Genomic DNA, 17,864 nt, shown 5'->3' with positions numbered 1-17,864 from the left:
GATGGCTCAAGCAGCTTCCGATGCGGATGCGGCCGTGATGACCGCCTCCGTCGTCAGAGCCCTTCCAGTCAGTTCGCTGACGATTTTGCCGCGCGAGAAAACCAGCGCGCGGTGGCAGATATGGGCGATTTCCTCGAAATCCGTCGACACCACGACGACTGCGAGACCGGCCTCCAGCGCCTGGGTGATCAGACGGTAGATCTCCGCACGCGCGCCGATGTCGACGCCGGCGGTCGGATCTTCCGCGATCAGCAGCTTGCGGCCGGTTGCCAGCCAGCGGCCGACGACCACCTTCTGCTGGTTGCCGCCCGACAGGGCCTCGACAGGCAGATCCGGATCGTTCGGCCTGAGGCCGACGGTATGGCCGATCGCATGGGCAAGATCGGCTTCGCCGCGCGGTGACAGGAAGGACAACAGCCCGCGCCCGACAGCGCCGGGATTGAGGTAGGTGTTTTCCCGAATGGAAAGCGATGGTGCGACGGATTCCTCCGTGCGGTCACGGGCAATTAATCCGATGCCCGACGCCATTGCGCTCAGCGGGCTTGAAAGGTCCGGGGCCCGGTCATGCATCAGGATCGTGCCGCCGAAGGGCTCGCAGCCGAACAAGGCGCGGCCGATGCGTTCCTGGCCTGCGCCGCGCAGTCCTGCAAGGCCGAGCAACTCGCCCTCTCTTATATCGAAGGATATCGGGCTCGTGCCGGCGCAGACCAGGTCGCGCACCTTGACGATCGCCTTGCCGGGCTTGATCTCCGTCTTCGAAAAGAGACTGTCGCCGCTGCGGCCGATGATCATCGTCACCAGTTCGTCGGGCGTGGTCTCGCTGACGGGCTTCTGTCCGACCATGCATCCGTCGCGCAGCACGGCGACGCGATCGGCGATGCGGAAAATCTCGTCCAGTCTGTGGGAGACGTAGATCATGCCGACGCCGCGCTCCTTCAGCGGCCGGATCGCATTGAACAGGCGATCGACTTCGTCGGCGGGCAGGCTCGCTGTGGGTTCGTCGAGCACCAGAACGTCGGCTTCGACGGCAAGCGCGCGGGCAATGGCGACGAGCGATTTTTCGGTGCGCGACAGGGCCGAGACCCGCGTCGTCGGATCGAAATCGCAGCCGACCAGCTTTAAGGCCTCTTTGGCGCGCGCCTGCGTCCTGTTCCAGTCGATCAGGCCCCGGCGCATCGAGAAGCCCTGCGACAGGCCCATATTCTCACCGACCGTCATCCATTCGATCAAGCCGAGATCCTGATGGATGAAAGCGACCGGTTGCCGCTCGTTCGGCTTCGGCGGGCGATGATGGTAGCTCTGGCCGCGGAACAAGATGTCACCGTTGTCGGGCTTGTAGATGCCGGCCAGCGTCTTGATCAGCGTCGATTTGCCGGCGCCGTTTTCGCCGAGCAGCGCGAGGATCTCGCCCTCGCGCAGGTCGATCGAGACGTCACGCAGCGCCTGCGTGCCGCCGAAGCTTTTGGTGATCGATTGGAACTCCAGCAGTCTCTTGGCTTCCACTGTGGCTCCTCCCAAAGCTGCAGCTGTCGTTATGGATGGATGTTATCGATAACATTCCCGAATAGTCAAGCGGAAAGTGACAATCTCCCATGCCTGAAATGAGGTCAGTCGGCGGCAAATCCGTCGAGCAGACGCATCATCTCTGCAGAGTCCTTCGGCCCAAGACCGGCAGCGCAAAGCAGACGGTGAATCTCCACCACCGCTCCCGTCATCGGTAGCGGCGTTTTCGTCTTCAGCGCAAAGGCCTGAAGCGAGTCCAGATCCTTCAGCATATTGTCGATCCTGCCTGTCGGCGAGAAATCCCGGGCAGCGAATTTTGCCATGAATTCCTGCAATATCCGGCTATCCGCCCTGCCGCCGGCAAGGGCGGCCGGAATGGCGGCGGGATCGACGCCGCCGGCTTCCGCCAGCTTGACGGCTTCAGCGACCGCCTGGAACAGCACGGCGCAGAACAGCTGGTTGATCAGCTTGGTGGTCTGCCCGGCGCCGGAGGCGCCCATCAGCGTGTAATTGGCGGCAAGATGCCGCATCACCACCCGCGCCCGCTCGAAATCCTCGGGGCTGCCACCGGCCATGATCGTCAGCTTTCCGCCGAGCGCGCCGGGCACGCCGCCCGAAAGCGGGCAATCCACCCATGCCATGCCCGTTTCCCCACGCAGCCGCTTCGCCATGTCGGCGGTCTCGGCCGGGTCGATCGAGGACATATCGATCAGCAGCTTGCCGGCGTTTGCCGCCGCCGCAATACCCTTCTCGCCGAAGACGACGGCGCGGACGATGTTTGCGTGATTGAGGCTGAGCACGCAGAATTCCGACCGCGAGACCGCATCCTCCACCGAAGCGGCCGCGTGGGCGCCCTTGGCTTCCAGCGCCGCGACCTTTTCAGCATCGAGATCGAAAACCGATACTTTGTGGCCGGTTTCGATCAATCGCGTGACGATCGCCGCTCCCATGATACCCGCGCCGATGACGGCGACATCTGCTCTGTGGTCATCCTGCATGATAATCTCCTCCCTTGACGGCCACGCCGCTCAGCCCCTCACAAGCCAGCGCCACCATATCATCCAAAGCCATATCGATCGCCACCGTCACGACACCGGGCTCACCGGTCGGCGGCTCCAGCGTCTGAAGCTGGCTGTCGAGCAGCGACGCCGGCATGAAATGGCCCTGACGGGCCTGCATCCGCGACAACAGCAGCTCGCGCGATCCCTCCAGGAAAACGAAGGCAAGACGCCCATTTGCCGCCTGCCGCAGCCTGTCCCGATAGCTTCTCTTCAGCGCCGAACAGGAAATCACCAAACCCTGCGACGCCTTTTGCGCCGCCGTTATTTCCTCGCCGATCCGGTCGAGCCAGGGCAGGCGGTCATCGTCGGTGAGCGGGGTGCCCTTTGCCATCTTCTCGACATTGGCAGCCGGATGGAGTTGGTCGCCTTCCAGGAACGGCATGCCGTTTTGCGCAGCGATGCGTTCTCCAACCGAGGATTTGCCGCAGCCGCTGACGCCCATGACGACAACGGCCGGGGGCAGTGCCTTTTTCTCGAGGTTCATCATCTCACCTCCCTTAGAGGCAGGTCGTGATGCCGCCGTCGACATAAAGCGTATGGCCGTTGATGAAGGACGAACCGCGGCCCGACAGGAAGACGGCAGCACCCACCAGTTCCTCGACATTGCCCCAGCGTCCGGCCGGCGTCCGCTTTTCGAGCCAGGATGAGAATTCGGGATTGTCGACCAGCGCCTGGTTGAGGGGCGTCTTGAAATAGCCCGGCGCGATCGCGTTGATCTGCAGGCCGTGCTTGGCCCAGTCGGCGCACATGCCGCGGGTCAGATTGCGCACCGCGCCCTTCGTCGCCGTGTAGGGAGCAATGCCGGGACGGGCGAGTTCGCTCTGAACCGAGGCGATGTTGATGATCTTGCCCTGACCGCGGGCGATCATCGCCTTGGCGGCCGCCTGGCCGACGTAAAAGACGCTGGAAACATTCGTGGTCAGCAGCAATTCCCATTTGTCCGCCGGGAAATCTTCCAGCGGCGTGCGGAACTGCATGCCGGCATTGTTGATCAGGATATCGAGCGGACCGATATCGGCCTCAATCGCATCGATGCCCTGTTTGGCGCCGTCCTTGCTGGTCACGTCGAAGATGGCCGCATGGGCAGACAGACCTTGAGCCTTGAGGCTTTCGACTGCGCGTTTGACGCTTTCGGGCGTGCGGCCGTTGATGACGACCTCGGCGCCATGCTGCGCCAAGCCCTCGGCCAGCGCATAACCGATCCCCTGGCTCGAGCCGGTGATCAGGGCGAGCCGCCCGGTCAGATCAAAGAGGTTCTTCATGCAAATCACTCCTCCGGTGTCGCTGCGAATGACGGCTTATACCGCCACTTGAGGTGAAACTCACTTGACATCGCCTTTCCGAATTATATGTTATCGATAACATAATCAACAGCCAAAATGCGGGATGGAGACGGAATGCCTGACGTAGAAATCTTGATGGCCGGGGCCTATCCGGAGTGGGACATGGTTGATCTGGAGGCGACCTACCGCGTCCACCGCCTGTGGGAAGCCGCGCATCGGCAGGAACTGATTTCGAAAGTCGGCAGCAATATCCGCGCGATCGCGACGCGCGGCGAACTCGGCGCTTCCGCCGATCTGATGAAACAACTGCCGAAGCTGGAGATCGTCTCCTGTTACGGCGTCGGCACCGACGCCATTGACCTGTCCTATGCCCGCGCCAACGGCATTCGCGTGACGAATACTCCTGACGTGCTGACCGAAGACGTCGCCGATATCGCCATCGGACTGCTGCTTTCCACCGCGCGCCAGATTCCGCAGGCTGACGTTTTCGTCCGCAACGGCCAGTGGGGCAACGTACCCATGCCGCTGGTGACGCGGGTTTCGGGCAAGAAGGTCGGGATCGTTGGCATGGGGCGGATCGGCAAGGCGATCGCCTGGCGGGCTGCCGCTTTCGGCTGCGACATCTCCTATTTCGCCCGCAACAGGGACCAGGATGTCGCCTATGGTTATGAAGCCAATCTGGTCGCGCTTGCCAATTGGGCCGACTTCCTGATCGTCATCGTTCCCGGAGGGGCCGCGACCATGAAGATCATCAACGCCGAGGTGCTGGAAGCGCTCGGCCCGGAAGGCATGCTGATCAACGTTTCGCGCGGGACGACCGTCGACGAGGAGGCACTGATCGCAGCGCTTCAGAACCGCACCATCCAGGCCGCCGGCCTTGACGTTTTCCTCAATGAGCCGAAAATCGATGCGCGCTTCCTGACGCTGCCAAACGTCGTGCTGCAACCCCACCACGGCTCCGGCACCATCGAAACCCGCAAGGCCATGGGCAAACTGGTCAGAGACAATCTCGCCGCGTATTTTGCCGGTCGCGCGCTTCCGACTCCGGTCGTATGAGGATCCCGGTATGAAAGCCATCGTCATTCACGCCGCCAAGGATCTCAGGGTCGAAGAGCGCGAGCCGGAGGTTGCCGGAGCTGGGCAGGTGGAGATATCAATCGAAGCCGGCGGCATTTGCGGCTCCGACCTGCATTATTACAATCATGGCGGCTTCGGCACCGTTCGTCTGCGCGAACCAATGATCCTCGGCCACGAGATCGCCGGCACCGTCAAGGCGCTGGGTGCCCGCGTGACCGACCTTGCCGTTGGAGACCGCGTTGCGGTTTCCCCGAGCCGGCCGTGCAGCCATTGCCAATATTGCTTGAAGGGACAGCAGAACCACTGCCTGAACATGCGGTTCTACGGCAGCGCCATGCCCATGCCGCACATTCAGGGCGGCTTCCGCCAGCGGCTGGTGGCGGAGCGCTGGCAATGCCACAAGGTCGCCGACGGCATTTCCATTCATGAGGCTGCCTTCGCCGAACCCTTTGCCGTGACGCTGCATGCGGCAAGCCGCGCCGGTTCGCTGCTCGGCAAGCGGGTGCTGGTCACCGGCTGCGGCCCCATCGGCATGCTGGCGATCGTTGCCGCCCGCGTTCTCGGCGCCCGTGAAATCGTCGCGACCGATGTGACCGACAGCGTTCTGGCCATCGCCCGCACCAGCGGCGCCGATCGCACGATCAATGTTTCCACGCATGCCGCCGATCTTGCCGCTTATGGCGCCGACAAGGGATATTTCGACGTCATGTTCGAGGCGTCTGGCAATGAGCGGGCCGTGCGCGCCGGCCTTGAGGTGCTGAAGCCCCGTGCCGTGCTCGTGCAGCTCGGCCTTGGCGGCGATGTCTCCATTCCGCAGAACATGATCGTTGCCAAGGAAATCGAGATGCGCGGCACATTCCGCTTTCACGAGGAGTTCGGGCTCGCCGTCGAATTGATCAATGCGCGCCGTGTCGATCTGAAGCCGCTGCTGACAGGGGTTTTTGCCATCGAAGAGGCTGTCGCCGCCTTCGAACTGGCCAGCGACCGCAGCAAGTCGATGAAGGTGCAGATCGCCTTCTGATATTGTCGCCAGCTATGAGGCGCTGCGATCAGTGCTTTCGCGCAGAACGACCCTGTAGCCCGTCAATGTAATCTCGTCGCCGGTCGCCTCGCCGATGCCCTGCAGGGCATCGAGCAGGCGGGCGGCGGCCTGACGGCCGATGCCGTAACAGTCGACATTGATGGTGGTGATGCTGGGATGGCAGATCGACGAGATCTCATAATCGCCGAAGCCGGCAATGGCGATATCACCCGGCACGCTCATTCCCCTGCGCTTGCATTCCATGATCGCGCCGAAGGCCGAAAGGTCGGAAACGCAAAGAACCACTTCCGTGTCCGGCCAGCGCTCCAGCAGGCTCATGATCGCCTGGCCGCCCTGTTCCATGGTGATCGGCGGCACGCCGAAGGAAATCGCCCGGCCCGGTCCCAGGCCCAGTTCTTCGACGGTCTTCAGGAAACCGCTTCGCCGCTGGCTGCCGCGCGTATCGCGCGCCGTCGTTCCGCCGATATAGCCGAACCTCCGATAGCCCTGGCTCGCCAGCGTCCGCACCAGCAGCGACATCGCCTCGCTGTTGGAAAAGCCGACGACATGGTTGATCGGCTTCTCCGGAAGCTCCCAGGTTTCCACCACCGGAATGCCGGCCTTATCAAGCATGCGTCGGGCGCGGTCGGTGTGCGAACCGCCTGTCAGGATGACGCCTTCGGGGCGCCGGCGCAGCATCGCCTCGATCAGCTTTTCTTCCTTCTCGGCGGAATAGTCGGTGTAGCCGAGAAGAAGCTGAAGACCGGTATTCTCCAGCGCATCGGTAATGCCGCGGGCGGTGTCGGAGAAATTCGAATTGTTGATGGAGGGCACCAGCGCCGCGATGAAGCCGCTGCGCCGCGAGGAAAGACTGCCGGCCGAAAGGTCGAGCACATAGCCGAGCGCATCGACGGCTTCCATGATGCGCTTGCGCGTCTCTTCGGAAACACTCGCATCCTGCCGAAAGGCGCGCGAAACGGTCATGGCCGATACGCCGACATATTTGGCGACCTCAGCCATCGTCAGCTTCTGGGCGTCTCCTCCTTTGAGACGCTTGTCTTTTGGCTCATCCTCGTTTTTCACTGGGTCCCGCTTTCACAACAGCTTCCGAGTTGGGCAACTCGGGACACGATAAAGTTATCGTTATCATCGCACAATCGATATTATTGCAGGAATGAGTCGTTCCACAGTCCGTCGGGTCTCTGTACGAAGGCTGCAAAACAAGGCAGCATGATATCGATAACAATTTGGGAGGGAGCGTCATGTTCGGAGAAATCGAGGGTACGGGCTTTGAGGTTCTCGACCCGCGCTTTGAAAACTGCTTCGTCGGCCATGTCCGCGTCGAGCGGCTTTGGACGGGCGGCCGCTGGCTGGAGGGACCGGTCTGGTTCGCCGCCGGGCGTTATCTGGTTTTTTCGGATATCCCCAACAACCGCATGATGCGCTACGACGATACCAGCGGGCAGACCTCGGTATTCCGCTCGCCCAGCAACAATTCGAATGGCAACACCGTCGACAATCAAGGACGGCTCGTTACCTGCGAGCATCTGACGCGCCGGGTCACGCGGACGGATTTCGACGGCGGGATTACCATCCTGGCCGATCGCATTGCCGGCAACCGGCTCAATTCTCCCAACGACGTCACCGTTAAATCCGACGGCACAGTCTGGTTCACCGACCCGAACTACGGCATCCTCCACGATTACGAGGGTGACTACGGCGAAGAGGAAATCGGCGGATGCCACGTCTACCGGCATGATCCGGCGACAGGCGCGACCGAGCGGGTGGCGTCCGATTTTGTCAAGCCGAACGGGCTGGCCTTCTCCCCGGATGAGACAGTGCTCTACATCGCCGATACGGGAGGAACGCACTTGGCGGGCGGTCCGCGTCACATTCGAAAACTCGCCGCATCAGAGAATGGAAAGCTGACCGATCTCGGCATTTTCGCCCAATGCACTTCAGGCTTTTTCGACGGCTTTCGCGTCGACCGGAAGGGCAAGATCTGGACGAGCGCCGCCGATGGCGTGCACGCTTACGATCCGGATGGCACCCTGCTCGGCAAGATCCATATTCCCGAGATCGTCTCAAACGTCGCCTTCGGCGGCGAGAAACTGAACCGCCTCTTCATCACCGCAACAACCTCTCTCTACGCGGTCTATCTCACTGCCAACGGGTCGAGGCACGGGTAGCTCTCATACAGGCGAGGCCGCCCTTCAAGGCGGCCTCTACTTTGCGGTGCTTTTCTCTCATCGTTGGCTGAGGCTGCCAGCCAGCCTGACGAGGCCGAGGAAATCCGATCTGTAGCCGAAGGGATCCGTCCCCCGCGATGCCGCAGCGAGGTCGGCAATCGCCTGATAGGAATAGGCATCGACGGCGGCGATGCGGCTCAGCTTTTGGCCGAAGGCGGCGACGGCTACCGAGAAACGGACATCCTGCGGCGCGGCGTCGATGGTGGCGACCGCGTTCCCGGCGCCGACAGGTGTGGTGATCAGCGCGCTCTTGTCCTCGCCGGGCCGCTTGAAGCGCATCTTGACGAAGGCAAGCTCGCCCTGATGCCCGCTGCCCGCTGCCTCGGCCGGCGCCTTGTCGGCCGGCACCTTACCGGCTGCGCCATACCGCAGGTCGTCATTCATGACCGCAGGGCTTCCCTTGGGCGTAATCTCGTAGATCGCCGTGACGCTGTGGCCGGAGCCGATATCGCCGGCATCAACACGGTCATTGTTGAAATCCTCGCGGTTGAGGGCGCGGGTCTCGTAGCCGATCAGCCGGTATTCGGCGATCCGTTCCGGGTTGAACTCCACCTGGAACTTGACATCCTTGGCGATCGGAAACAGCGTCGACCTGGCTTCCTCGACCAGCGTCTTCTGCGCCTCCGCCAAGGTGTCGATATAGGCGGCGCTGCCATTGCCGTTCTGCGCCAGCGTCTGCATCAGGGAATCATTGAGATTACCGCGTCCGAAGCCGAGAACGGTGAGAAAGATGCCGTCTTTGCGCTTTTCTTCGATGATGTGCTTCAGATCCTCGTCGCTCGACGGGCCGACATTGAAATCGCCGTCCGTCGCCAGCATCACCCGATTGACGCCGTCCTTGACGAAAGCCTGTTTGGCGAGATCGTAGGCCGCCTCGATGCCCTCGGCGCCGCCGGTCGAGCCTCCAGCCTCCAGCCTGTCGATCGCCGAGAGGATCTTCGATTTCTCCGCCACCCGCGTCGGTTCCAGCACCGTCCCGGCATTGCCGGCATAGGTGACGATCGAGACGGTGTCGTCGGCCTTCAGCCTGTTGACCAGCAGCCGGAAAGCGCTCTTGAGGAGCGGCAGCTTGTCCGGTTCATCCATCGAGCCTGAGACATCGATCAGGAAAACCAGATTGGCATGCGGCGCGGTCGCCGGCGCGATGTCATACCCCTTGATCGCCACATGCATCAGTTGCGTGTCGTGATTCCACGGCGTCGGCATCACCGTCACGGTCGCCTTGAAAGGCTGATCGGCATTGTTGGGAAGCGGCCAGTCATAGGGGAAATAATTGATCATTTCCTCGACGCGAACCGATTGCGGATCGGGCATCGCCCCGCCCGTCAACGACCGGCGGACGAAGGAATAAGAGGCGCTGTCGACATCGGCGGAGAAGGTCGAGACCGGATCGGTCGCCACGCTCTTAATCGGATTTGCCGCGGCATTGGCAAACCGTTCGCGGCTGGGGTCGAGCTGGATCTGCACACGCCCATCTGCTGGCGGAACAGGCGAGGGGGCAACGGCGCCCATCGGCTCGACCAACAACTGTCCCTGAGCGGCCATGCCAGGAGCGGCCGGTGCAACACGTTTGGCCATCTCGAGTGCCGCGGCGGAATCCTCCGACTTGTTCTTGAGAGCCACAATTTCGCCGGCATCGAATTCAGAGGGCCGCTCCGCCGCGGGTTTTGCAGTCTGTAGCTCCTTGTCCTGCAAGGCTTGGGCGCCGCTGACGGCAGACGGTTGAGCCGGCCGGCTTTCTTCGGTCGGGGCTTCGGAAAGCTGAGGCGCGGCCGTGACGGGTTCGGCCGGTTTCGGCATGTTGTTTTGCACGAGGTGGCTGGCGATCTCGGTCTGGTCGACGATCGGCGATCCGTTGCGGGTCAGCTCGATCGTGAGGTAACCGGCAGCGGGAATGACGAGCAGCGTCGCGAGAGCTGAACCGGCGAGGAATTTCTTGTTCATGGCAGGGCTCCATATCCAGTTGATGATGGAGCTTGGACGCCAGCCTTTCGCATTTCCTTGGGCTGCCGCCGCATTATTTTCCGCGCTGTCGAAGGCCTGCATTGCCGCGGCAAGCGCGCGCGCGCGCGCTTCCGCATCGGCTGCCGGGGCTGTGAGACGGGAGAGCTTTTCGAGTTCCTTGTCCATCATACCTCTTCCTTGCCGAGCATGGCCTTCAGTCTCTTGCGCGCCTCGTGCACCTGCCAGGACACGGTCGCCTCCGAGCAGCCCATAACATCGGCGGCAGCCGAATGGCTGAGGCCTTCGCCATAGACGAGCAGCACGGCGTCGCATTGCCGTTCCGGCAAAGCACGCACGGCCGTCCATAATTCGCTCGACAGCTCGTCATCATGTCTGCCCGGCGCGGCCGGTTGCGGTTCGGCGGCATAAGCGCGGAATGTCAACTCTTCTCGCGCAAGCTTTCGCCTATGGTCGCGGGCGGCATTGAGCGTCAGCGTATAGAGCCATGTCCTGAAGCGGCTGGCGCCGCGAAAGCCGCGGATGGCCGCACCGAGCTTGACGCAGACCTCCTGTGCAATATCGTCGGCGTCGGTGGCACTGCCCGACCATCGCCACGCCGTCGCGTGGACGAAATCATAATGGCGCGAGACCAGTTGCCCGAAGGCCTCCCGGTCGCCCGCCTGCGCTCGTTCTATGAGCTCCGCATCCAATGCGCACCTACCCCCAAGATATCAGCCAAGATGCTATTTCGGGATTGAGACGTTTCTCCAATGGCTTTCCTTGGGTGGACCATAAAAAAATTATCGGATTTTTAGGAAAAGCGGCAAAGCCTGGAAACCAAGGCGAAATAAGCAAGCATCGCGACATCCTTGGGTCGCGGTCAGACAGATTACCCTCGAGGCAAAGGCGCATGATGGGGTCAGAGTCGGCCAGGGACATGATCTGTATGTCCCAAATCGAAAGGACCCTGCATGTCCGCTCCATCGCCTGCCCCCACAGAAAAGGGCATTCTGCAGTTTCTCGAGATTTGCGATAGTTTCTATCCGCCGGATGCCGTCCAGGCATCGGTCGAGCAGCAGCGGCATTGGTACGACGCTCTTTGCGCCCGCTTCGACCGCTCGGCTCCCCCGGATATGATCTTTGCGGACGGCATGCTCCAGCGTATCCCGATCCGGCGTTATCGGCCACGGAAAATCAGCACGCGCACCATCCTGCTCTATCTTCACGGCGGCGGCTTCGTCGTCGGTTCGCTGGAAAGCCATCACGCCATCTGCGCCGAGATCGCCGATTTTGCCGGCGCGGAACTGGTTTCCGTCGATTACCGGCTGGCCCCAGAATATCGCTGGCCGGCACAGACGGATGACGGTTTCGCGGTGCTCAAACATCTGCTTGCCGCCAGCAACAAGGTCGTGCTGATCGGCGACAGCGCCGGCGGCAACCTTGCAGCCGGCCTTGCCTTGCGGGCGCGCGATGAAGAACTAACCGGAATTGTCGGCCAAGTCCTCATCTACCCCGCGCTCGGCGGCGACCTCGATGCCGGTTCCTATGTTGAAATGGCTGCGGCGCCCGGCCTGACGACGGCCGATGTCGCCTATTACCGCGATATCCTGCAGGCGCCTGATGGAAACGAGATCGCCGAGCCGTTAAAGGCATCCTCGGTTGCCGGACTGCCGCCAGCCTTCATCACGGTCGCCCATTTCGATCCGCTGCGGGACGACGGACGGCAATATGCCGCCCGGCTCACCGCCGAAGGCGTCGAAGTCTGGTTCCGGGAGGAGCCGCAGATGGTGCATGCATGGCTGCGCGCCCGCCACATCAGCGATGGTGCGCAAGAAGGCTTCCGCGCCGTTTGCGAGGCCGTCAGACATTTTGCAACGGCTTAGAGCCTTTCCGGGTTAGATTGCAGCATTCTGCCGGAGCAGGTTTTCGTCAGGGCAAAGGCGATTGGCGACGGGCATACCCCTTGGTACGTCCGAGCCGATCGCCTTTGATCCTGGCGGAAAGATGCCCGGCCCTTCGGGTTGGCTGAAACGGGCCGGCTGATCGACCGGCCGGCTTGGCCGTAGAGCCGGGCTACGACACGCGCCGGCCGGTCGACCATCCGACTCCGTTTGAGCCAACAGAATGCTGCAATCTAACCCGGAAAGCCTCTAACGATCACATCAGGTCGCGCGCGATCCGCTTCTCCGCAAAGACCTTCTCGAAGATCTGCACGTCATCTTCAAAAGCCGTGACGACGGCGCTGATGATCCACTCGGTCCCGGTGCAGGCAATTCGCGCCGTCGCGACCGTGCGGGCAAACCAGCCAGGCCGGCGCATGTCGCAGGTCCAGGTGGACATGCCGGTCATCGACAGCGGATCATCCGGTGCAATCGACCAGACCTCCTCCCGCAATTGCCGGGTCGACAGGCCGGTCTCAGGATGTTCGGTGAGCCCGGTATCCTCGTGGATATGATACTGCGTCCGGTTGGCCGAGAGGTCGCGAACGACCTGCCGCTTCGTCGCCGCGGCCGCGTGCTCGATATATTTCGGCAAGGGATCGGGATTGGCCGGTTCCTCGATGTCGATCCGGCGATGGTCGCCGATCACCGGCAAACCCAGGCCGAGCGAGGCGATATCGATCTCGACCCCTTCGTCTTCAGGCGGCGGCAGGATCATCGGCCAATAAGCGGTGGAGAGTGAAAGGCGGATGCGATGGCCCTTGCGGAAGCGGTAACCGCAGGCATCGAGCACCAGCCGGATCGACGCCGTCTCGCCCGGCACCAGCGGTTTCGGATCCGCATTGCCGTCGCGATGGGTGAGATTGAGAACGCCGAAGGCGACACGCGTCGCCGTGCCGTCGGGATGGACGTCGATCAGGCGGGCGCAGAGATTGCCGCCCCTTGCATGAGCGCGCAGCGCAAGCGTCAGCACGGGCCGGCCGAGATAGTCGCAATCGTTGGCAAGCGGCATCGTATCGAAGACCAGCGAACCGGCATCGTCCGAGCGCTGATCGATCGCCAGTTCGGCGTCTGGCTTCAGCGTGAAATATTCCCCTGATGCCGTGCCGGTGTCGAGCGGAGAATGGAGATGGACGGGATGCGCGGGCGCATGCGGGATCGGCATGCCCTCCGTCAGCCGGCCGAATTGCTCGACATAGAAACACTGCATGTGCGGTGGCGACCAGACATCCCTTGCGATCCAGAACCCGGGATCGCTGTCGCGGCGTGCGGCAGGACGGATCGCATCGAGAATATAGGCGCGGGTCTGCGCCAGCCCGTCGATGCCATTGTCCTCGCCGCGCAACCATTTGTTCCACCAGGCGATCGCTTCGCCATGAAAATCGACGCGCGGCTTCGGCCAGGCGAAATGCGGATATTTGTGGACCCAGGGACCGATCAGTGCCTTTGCTTTTTCACCGAGGCCTTCGACCGCCATCAGAGGCGTATTGCGGTAACCGTCCGCCCAGCCGGCAATCACCAGCGCCGGGACCTCCACCTTCGAAAAATCCTCCGAGATCGAGCCGTGACGCCAGAAACCGTCGCGCCGTTGATGGCTTAGCCATTCCTCCATGAAGAAGGGCTCGCCGGCCAGGCGTTCCAGCCACATCTCCTTCCACCGCTCGCCGACAAGGGCAGGATCCGGCGGGCGCGACTGATAGCCGAGCATGGTCGCCGCCCAGGAAAGCTGGGCGGAGAGATGGCAACCGTTCTTGTAGTGAATGTCGTCATTGTAGCGGTCGACGGTCGAGGCGATCGAGATGACGGCTTTGAGCGCCGGCGGACGCAGTGCCGCGACCTGCAGGCTGTTGAAGCCGCCCCATGAAATACCCATCATCCCGACCGCGCCGTTCGACCAAGGCTGCCCGGCAATCCAGGCGATCAGCTCGCAGGCATCGGCAAGCTCGCGCTCGGTATATTCGCCATCTATGACACCATCCGATTCCCCCGATCCGCGGATGTCGACGCGTACGCCGGCAATGCCTGCGGCTGCGAAGACCGGATAGGTCGACTCGTCGCGGGGGCTGGTTCCGTCCCGCTTGCGATAGGGCAGGAATTCGAAGACGGCGGGAACGGGATCGTCTGCCGCGCCGTCTGGCATCCAGATGCGCGCGGCGAGCCGCGTTCCATCCTTGAGGGCAATCCACTCATTCTCGATGGTGGTGAAGCCGCGCGAGGCCATGCTCACTCCTTCATTAACATTCAGTGGCCGGCGCTTTCCATGCGCCGTGTGGCAAGCACTCGTTCCAGCCAGCCGATTTCCATTTCCGGCACCGACTTCAACAGCAGGTCGGTGTAATCGTCGAAAGGCGGCGACAGCGCTTGAGATTTCGGGCCGAACCGTACCAGCTTACCACGATGCATCACCGCCACGCTGTCGGCGATCGCCCGGACGATCGCGATATCGTGGGTGATGAAGACATAAGAGAGCTGCTCTTCCTCCTGCAGGCGCAGCAGCAGCTTGAGGATACCCTCGGCCACCAGCGGATCGAGCGCCGAGGTCGGCTCGTCGCAGAGGATGAGTTCGGGCTTGGCGGCTAGGGCTCTGGCGATCGCCACGCGCTGCTTCTGGCCGCCGGACAGCTCCGCCGGATAACGATCGATGAAGCCGTTGCCCATTTCGATCTGGTCGAGCAATTCCTTCACCCGGGCGGTCTTCTCAGCGCCTCTCAGGCCATAATAGAAGGTCAGAGGCCGGCCGATGATGTCGCGCACCGTCTGGCGCGGGTTCATCGCCGTATCGGCCATCTGGTAGATCAGCTGGACGCGCCTGAGGTCGTCGTTCGGCCGGCTCTTGAGATCGGGCATCAGCGGCTTGCCGTCAAAGAGGATGCGCCCGCTCTTCGGCGGCAGAAGGCCGGTAATGGCGCGCGCCAGGGACGATTTGCCCGAGCCGGATTCGCCGACGACCGCAAGCGTCTGTCCCTTCGGCACGTGCAGCGAGATGTCGTGCAGCACCTTGAAGCCGTTGGAATATTCGGCGCTGACCTTCTCTATCCTGAGAAGGGCTGACGACTGATCGGCGGCTTCGTCGCGGTAGGCCTGCCTGACATTGACGAGGGCACGCGTATAGTCTTCCCGCGGCGCCTCGATGATCTGCTTGACGCTGCCATATTCCACCTGTTTCCCATGACGCAGCACCATGATGTCGTCGGAGATCTGAGCGACGACGGCCAAATCGTGGGTGATGTAGAGGGCGGCAGTGTGCGTTTCCTCGATCGCATGTTTGATCGCCGCCAGCACGTCGATCTGCGTGGTGACGTCCAGCGCCGTCGTCGGCTCGTCGAATACGATCAATTCGGGGTTCGAGCAGAGCGCCATCGCCGTCATCGCGCGCTGCAACTGGCCGCCGGAGACCTGATGGGGAAAACGTTCACCGAAGTTTTCCGGATTGGGCAGGCCGAGGACACGAAACAGGTAAAGCGCACGTTTGCGCGCCTCGTCCTTGCTCATCAACCCATGTTTGACCGACGCCTCGATCACCTGATCGCCGAGCCTGTGCGCCGGATTGAAGGCGGCTGCGGCCGATTGCGCGACGTAGCAGACCCTTGCGCCGCGAATTTTTCGGATGCCGTTCTTGCCGAGCGCCAGAATGTCGGTGCCGACGAGCCGCACCTCGCCGCCGGTGATTTCGGCGCCGCCGCGGCCGTAGGCCAGCGCCGAGAGGCCGATCGTCGATTTGCCGGCACCCGATTCCCCGATCAGGCCGAGGACCTTGCCCTTCTGGAGATCGAAGGAAACGCCGTCGACGATCGTCACCCGCTTCGGCGGTTCGCCGGGCGGATAGCTGGTCGCTTCGATCTTCAGATTGCGGACGGAAAGAAGCTCAGGCATCGCCGCGCCCTCCCTTGAGGCTGGATGTGCGTTTCAGGAGCCAGTCGACGACAAGGTTGACGCAGACGGCAAGGGCGGCGATCGCCGAACCCGGCACCAGCGCGGCCGATATGCCGAAGATGATACCGTCCTTGTTGTCCTTGACCATGCCGCCCCAATCGGCCGCCGGCGGCTGAATGCCGAGGCCGAGGAAGGACAGGGTCGAAAGAAACAGGATGGAGAAGGCGAAGCGCAGGCCGAACTCGGCGAGAAGCGGCGACAGCGTATTCGGCAAGATCTCGCGGAAGATGATCCAGAGCTTGCCTTCGCCGCGCAGCTTGGCGGCCTCGACGAATTCCATCACCGCGACATCGAGCGCCACGGCGCGGCCGAGACGATAGACGCGGGTGGAATCGAGGACCGCCATGACCAGGATCAGCACGATCATATTCTGCGGCAGCACCGCAAGCACCACGAGCGCGAAGATCAGCGTCGGGATCGACATCATCAGATCATTGAATCGTGAGAGGACGGTGTCGATGAGGCCACGCGAAACGGCGGCGGTGAAGCTGAGGATGATGCCGAGCGAGAAGGAGATGATGGTGGCGGCGGACGCGACCAGCAGTGTCGTGCGCGCGCCGAAGATTAGGCGCGAGAGGATGTCGCGGCCGAGATTGTCGAGGCCGAAGACGTAATTCGCGTCGGCAGGCGCCCAGACGTCGCCGACGACCTGGGTCTCGCCATAGGGTGCGATCCAGGGTGCGAAGAGGGCGAAAATGAAGGCGATGGCGATGCCGATCATGCCGATCCAGGCGGTGATGGGGATGTCTCTCAATCTCATCGTGGATGCCTCAGCCGGGGATTGGCGATGATCGCGAGGATATCGGCCGTCATGTTGAGAAAGATGTAAACCGCGGCGAAGATCAGGCCGCAGGCCTGCACGACGGGCATATCGCGCACCGTCACCGCATCGACCATGTATTGCCCCATGCCGGGATAGACGAAGACGACCTCGACGACGACGACGCCGACTACGAGATAGGCGAGGTTCAACGCGACGACATTGATGATCGGCGCCAGCGCATTGGGAGCGGCATGCTTAACGATCGAGCGGAAGGCGCTGAGGCCCTTCAGTTCGGCGGTCTCCATATAGGCCGACGACATGACCGAGAGGATCGCCGCCCGCGTCATGCGCATCATGTGAGCCAGCACGACGAGCACCAGGGTCGCCGTTGGAAGCGCGATCGCCTTCAATCGCTCAGAAAAAGCCATGCTGTCATAGACCGTCGCCGGAAAGGTCGCCATGCCGAACTTCACCGCGAAGAAGAGGATCAGCAGGTAGCCGATGAAGAATTCCGGCAGCGAAATCGCCGCCAGCGAGATGACGTTGATGATCTTGTCGGGCATCCGGTTGCGGAAATGCACCGACACCATGCCGAGGCCGACGGCAAGCGGCACCGATATGACCGCCGCGAAACCCGCCAGGAAGAGCGAATTTCCCAAGCGCTTGCCGATCTGCTCGCTCACCGAGTTCTTGCTGGCCCAGGAGGTGCCGAAGTCGCCCTGAACGGCACTGCCGAGCCATTCGACGTAGCGCGTCGTCACCGGGCGATCGAGGCCGAGATCCTGACGGATATTGGCGACGGCCTGCGGCGTCGCCGACTGACCGAGATAGGTGGTGGCAAAATCGCCGGGCAGAGCCTCCAAACCGCCGAAAATCAGGATGGAGACGGCAAAAAGCAGGACGATGCTGAGCACGAAGCGCTCGAGGATGAGGGCCAGCAGCGGAAAACGCTGCCGGAACCGGAGGCCGGGCAGGATATTGCTTTGGGCAGGATTGGTCATGGTGAAGACCTAGCGCTGAAACGTCGGGAGGACCGCGGGTTTTTTCCCACGGTCCCGGCTTCGTTGAAGATCGAGAGGGCGTGTGCCTT

At 62.4% G+C, this 17,864-nt stretch carries 15 protein-coding genes; 4 read left to right on the top strand and 11 right to left on the bottom strand.

What is annotated here, in order from left to right:
- Nucleotides 1–6 precede the first annotated feature (6 nt).
- From HJB91_RS18805 to HJB91_RS18790, 4 genes are all read right to left on the bottom strand, one after another.
- A complete protein-coding gene (locus HJB91_RS18805) occupies nucleotides 7–1,503 on the bottom strand; it encodes a sugar ABC transporter ATP-binding protein (RefSeq protein ID WP_210633439.1) in 1,497 nt (498 codons plus the stop codon).
- Between the two features lie 104 nt (nucleotides 1,504–1,607).
- On the bottom strand, nucleotides 1,608–2,501 hold the full coding sequence (locus HJB91_RS18800) for an NAD(P)-dependent oxidoreductase (protein ID WP_210633438.1): 894 nt from the start codon (nucleotides 2,499–2,501) through the stop codon (nucleotides 1,608–1,610).
- Nucleotides 2,491–3,048, bottom strand: coding sequence for a gluconokinase (locus HJB91_RS18795; protein WP_210633437.1), 558 nt, complete (start codon nucleotides 3,046–3,048; stop codon nucleotides 2,491–2,493). The genes HJB91_RS18800 and HJB91_RS18795 overlap by 11 nt, the downstream gene beginning before the upstream one ends.
- Before the next feature lie 13 nt (nucleotides 3,049–3,061).
- Nucleotides 3,062–3,826 carry an SDR family oxidoreductase gene (locus HJB91_RS18790; RefSeq protein WP_210633436.1) on the bottom strand — a complete coding sequence of 255 codons (765 nt, stop codon included), beginning with the start codon at nucleotides 3,824–3,826 and terminating at the stop codon, nucleotides 3,062–3,064.
- 135 nt (nucleotides 3,827–3,961) lie between these two features.
- Here HJB91_RS18790 and HJB91_RS18785 point away from each other — a divergent pair, with 135 nt between their 5' ends.
- Nucleotides 3,962–4,903, top strand: a complete 942-nt coding sequence (locus HJB91_RS18785) for a 2-hydroxyacid dehydrogenase (protein ID WP_221155699.1) — start codon at nucleotides 3,962–3,964, stop codon at nucleotides 4,901–4,903.
- A 10-nt stretch (nucleotides 4,904–4,913) separates the two neighbouring features.
- Nucleotides 4,914–5,945 (top strand): L-idonate 5-dehydrogenase, encoded by a 1,032-nt coding sequence (locus HJB91_RS18780; protein ID WP_221147262.1) that lies wholly within the window; start codon nucleotides 4,914–4,916, stop codon nucleotides 5,943–5,945.
- Between the two features lie 12 nt (nucleotides 5,946–5,957).
- On the opposite strand, the gene HJB91_RS18775 is transcribed toward HJB91_RS18780, so the two are convergent.
- Complete coding sequence (locus tag HJB91_RS18775) at nucleotides 5,958–7,028, bottom strand: LacI family DNA-binding transcriptional regulator (protein ID WP_210633433.1); 1,071 nt, start codon at nucleotides 7,026–7,028, stop codon at nucleotides 5,958–5,960.
- Between the two features lie 179 nt (nucleotides 7,029–7,207).
- On the opposite strand from HJB91_RS18775, the gene HJB91_RS18770 reads away from it, so the two are divergent.
- The gene (locus tag HJB91_RS18770) at nucleotides 7,208–8,134 is read left to right on the top strand and encodes an SMP-30/gluconolactonase/LRE family protein (RefSeq protein ID WP_221155698.1); all 927 of its coding nucleotides are present in this window, start codon (nucleotides 7,208–7,210) and stop codon (nucleotides 8,132–8,134) included.
- A gap of 57 nt (nucleotides 8,135–8,191) precedes the next feature.
- Here HJB91_RS18770 and HJB91_RS18765 read toward each other — a convergent pair whose 3' ends face one another.
- Both HJB91_RS18765 and HJB91_RS18760 read right to left on the bottom strand, forming a co-directional pair.
- On the bottom strand, nucleotides 8,192–10,327 hold the full coding sequence (locus tag HJB91_RS18765; protein ID WP_221155697.1) for a VWA domain-containing protein: 2,136 nt from the start codon (nucleotides 10,325–10,327) through the stop codon (nucleotides 8,192–8,194).
- Complete coding sequence (locus tag HJB91_RS18760) at nucleotides 10,324–10,848, bottom strand: RNA polymerase sigma factor (protein WP_210633430.1); 525 nt, start codon at nucleotides 10,846–10,848, stop codon at nucleotides 10,324–10,326. The genes HJB91_RS18765 and HJB91_RS18760 overlap by 4 nt, the downstream gene beginning before the upstream one ends.
- Before the next feature lie 261 nt (nucleotides 10,849–11,109).
- On the opposite strand from HJB91_RS18760, the gene HJB91_RS18755 reads away from it, so the two are divergent.
- A complete protein-coding gene (locus tag HJB91_RS18755) occupies nucleotides 11,110–12,021 on the top strand; it encodes an alpha/beta hydrolase (protein WP_210633429.1) in 912 nt (303 codons plus the stop codon).
- A gap of 274 nt (nucleotides 12,022–12,295) precedes the next feature.
- Here the strand turns inward: HJB91_RS18755 and HJB91_RS18750 are convergent, their stop codons facing one another.
- From HJB91_RS18750 to HJB91_RS18735, 4 genes are read right to left on the bottom strand one after another with little or no spacing between them, the layout of a single operon-like run.
- Nucleotides 12,296–14,299: a CocE/NonD family hydrolase gene (locus HJB91_RS18750; protein ID WP_221155696.1), complete on the bottom strand. Its 2,004-nt coding sequence runs from the start codon at nucleotides 14,297–14,299 to the stop codon at nucleotides 12,296–12,298.
- A gap of 20 nt (nucleotides 14,300–14,319) precedes the next feature.
- Nucleotides 14,320–15,951, bottom strand: coding sequence for an ABC transporter ATP-binding protein (locus HJB91_RS18745; RefSeq protein WP_210633427.1), 1,632 nt, complete (start codon nucleotides 15,949–15,951; stop codon nucleotides 14,320–14,322).
- Nucleotides 15,944–16,771 carry an ABC transporter permease gene (locus tag HJB91_RS18740; RefSeq protein WP_210633426.1) on the bottom strand — a complete coding sequence of 276 codons (828 nt, stop codon included), beginning with the start codon at nucleotides 16,769–16,771 and terminating at the stop codon, nucleotides 15,944–15,946. Before HJB91_RS18740 ends, HJB91_RS18745 begins: the two co-directional genes overlap by 8 nt.
- A complete protein-coding gene (locus HJB91_RS18735; protein ID WP_221155695.1) occupies nucleotides 16,768–17,775 on the bottom strand; it encodes an ABC transporter permease in 1,008 nt (335 codons plus the stop codon). The genes HJB91_RS18740 and HJB91_RS18735 overlap by 4 nt, the downstream gene beginning before the upstream one ends.
- Nucleotides 17,776–17,864 lie beyond the last annotated feature (89 nt).

Source organism: Rhizobium sp. NLR10b, from assembly GCF_019685435.1.
Lineage (GTDB): Bacteria > Pseudomonadota > Alphaproteobacteria > Rhizobiales > Rhizobiaceae > Rhizobium.
This window is presented reverse-complemented; position numbering and strand designations above follow the sequence as displayed.

Coding starts and splice junctions, on each gene's coding strand:
- HJB91_RS18800 (WP_210633438.1), bottom strand. CDS start 2,501: ATGCAGGATGACCACAGAGCAGATGTCGCCGTCATCGGCGCGGGTATC.
- HJB91_RS18795 (WP_210633437.1), bottom strand. CDS start 3,048: ATGAACCTCGAGAAAAAGGCACTGCCCCCGGCCGTTGTCGTCATGGGC.
- HJB91_RS18790 (WP_210633436.1), bottom strand. CDS start 3,826: ATGAAGAACCTCTTTGATCTGACCGGGCGGCTCGCCCTGATCACCGGC.
- HJB91_RS18785 (WP_221155699.1), top strand. CDS start 3,962: ATGCCTGACGTAGAAATCTTGATGGCCGGGGCCTATCCGGAGTGGGAC.
- HJB91_RS18780 (WP_221147262.1), top strand. CDS start 4,914: ATGAAAGCCATCGTCATTCACGCCGCCAAGGATCTCAGGGTCGAAGAG.
- HJB91_RS18770 (WP_221155698.1), top strand. CDS start 7,208: ATGTTCGGAGAAATCGAGGGTACGGGCTTTGAGGTTCTCGACCCGCGC.
- HJB91_RS18765 (WP_221155697.1), bottom strand. CDS start 10,327: ATGATGGACAAGGAACTCGAAAAGCTCTCCCGTCTCACAGCCCCGGCA.
- HJB91_RS18755 (WP_210633429.1), top strand. CDS start 11,110: ATGTCCGCTCCATCGCCTGCCCCCACAGAAAAGGGCATTCTGCAGTTT.
- HJB91_RS18750 (WP_221155696.1), bottom strand. CDS start 14,299: ATGGCCTCGCGCGGCTTCACCACCATCGAGAATGAGTGGATTGCCCTC.
- HJB91_RS18745 (WP_210633427.1), bottom strand. CDS start 15,951: ATGCCTGAGCTTCTTTCCGTCCGCAATCTGAAGATCGAAGCGACCAGC.
- HJB91_RS18740 (WP_210633426.1), bottom strand. CDS start 16,771: ATGAGATTGAGAGACATCCCCATCACCGCCTGGATCGGCATGATCGGC.
- HJB91_RS18735 (WP_221155695.1), bottom strand. CDS start 17,775: ATGACCAATCCTGCCCAAAGCAATATCCTGCCCGGCCTCCGGTTCCGG.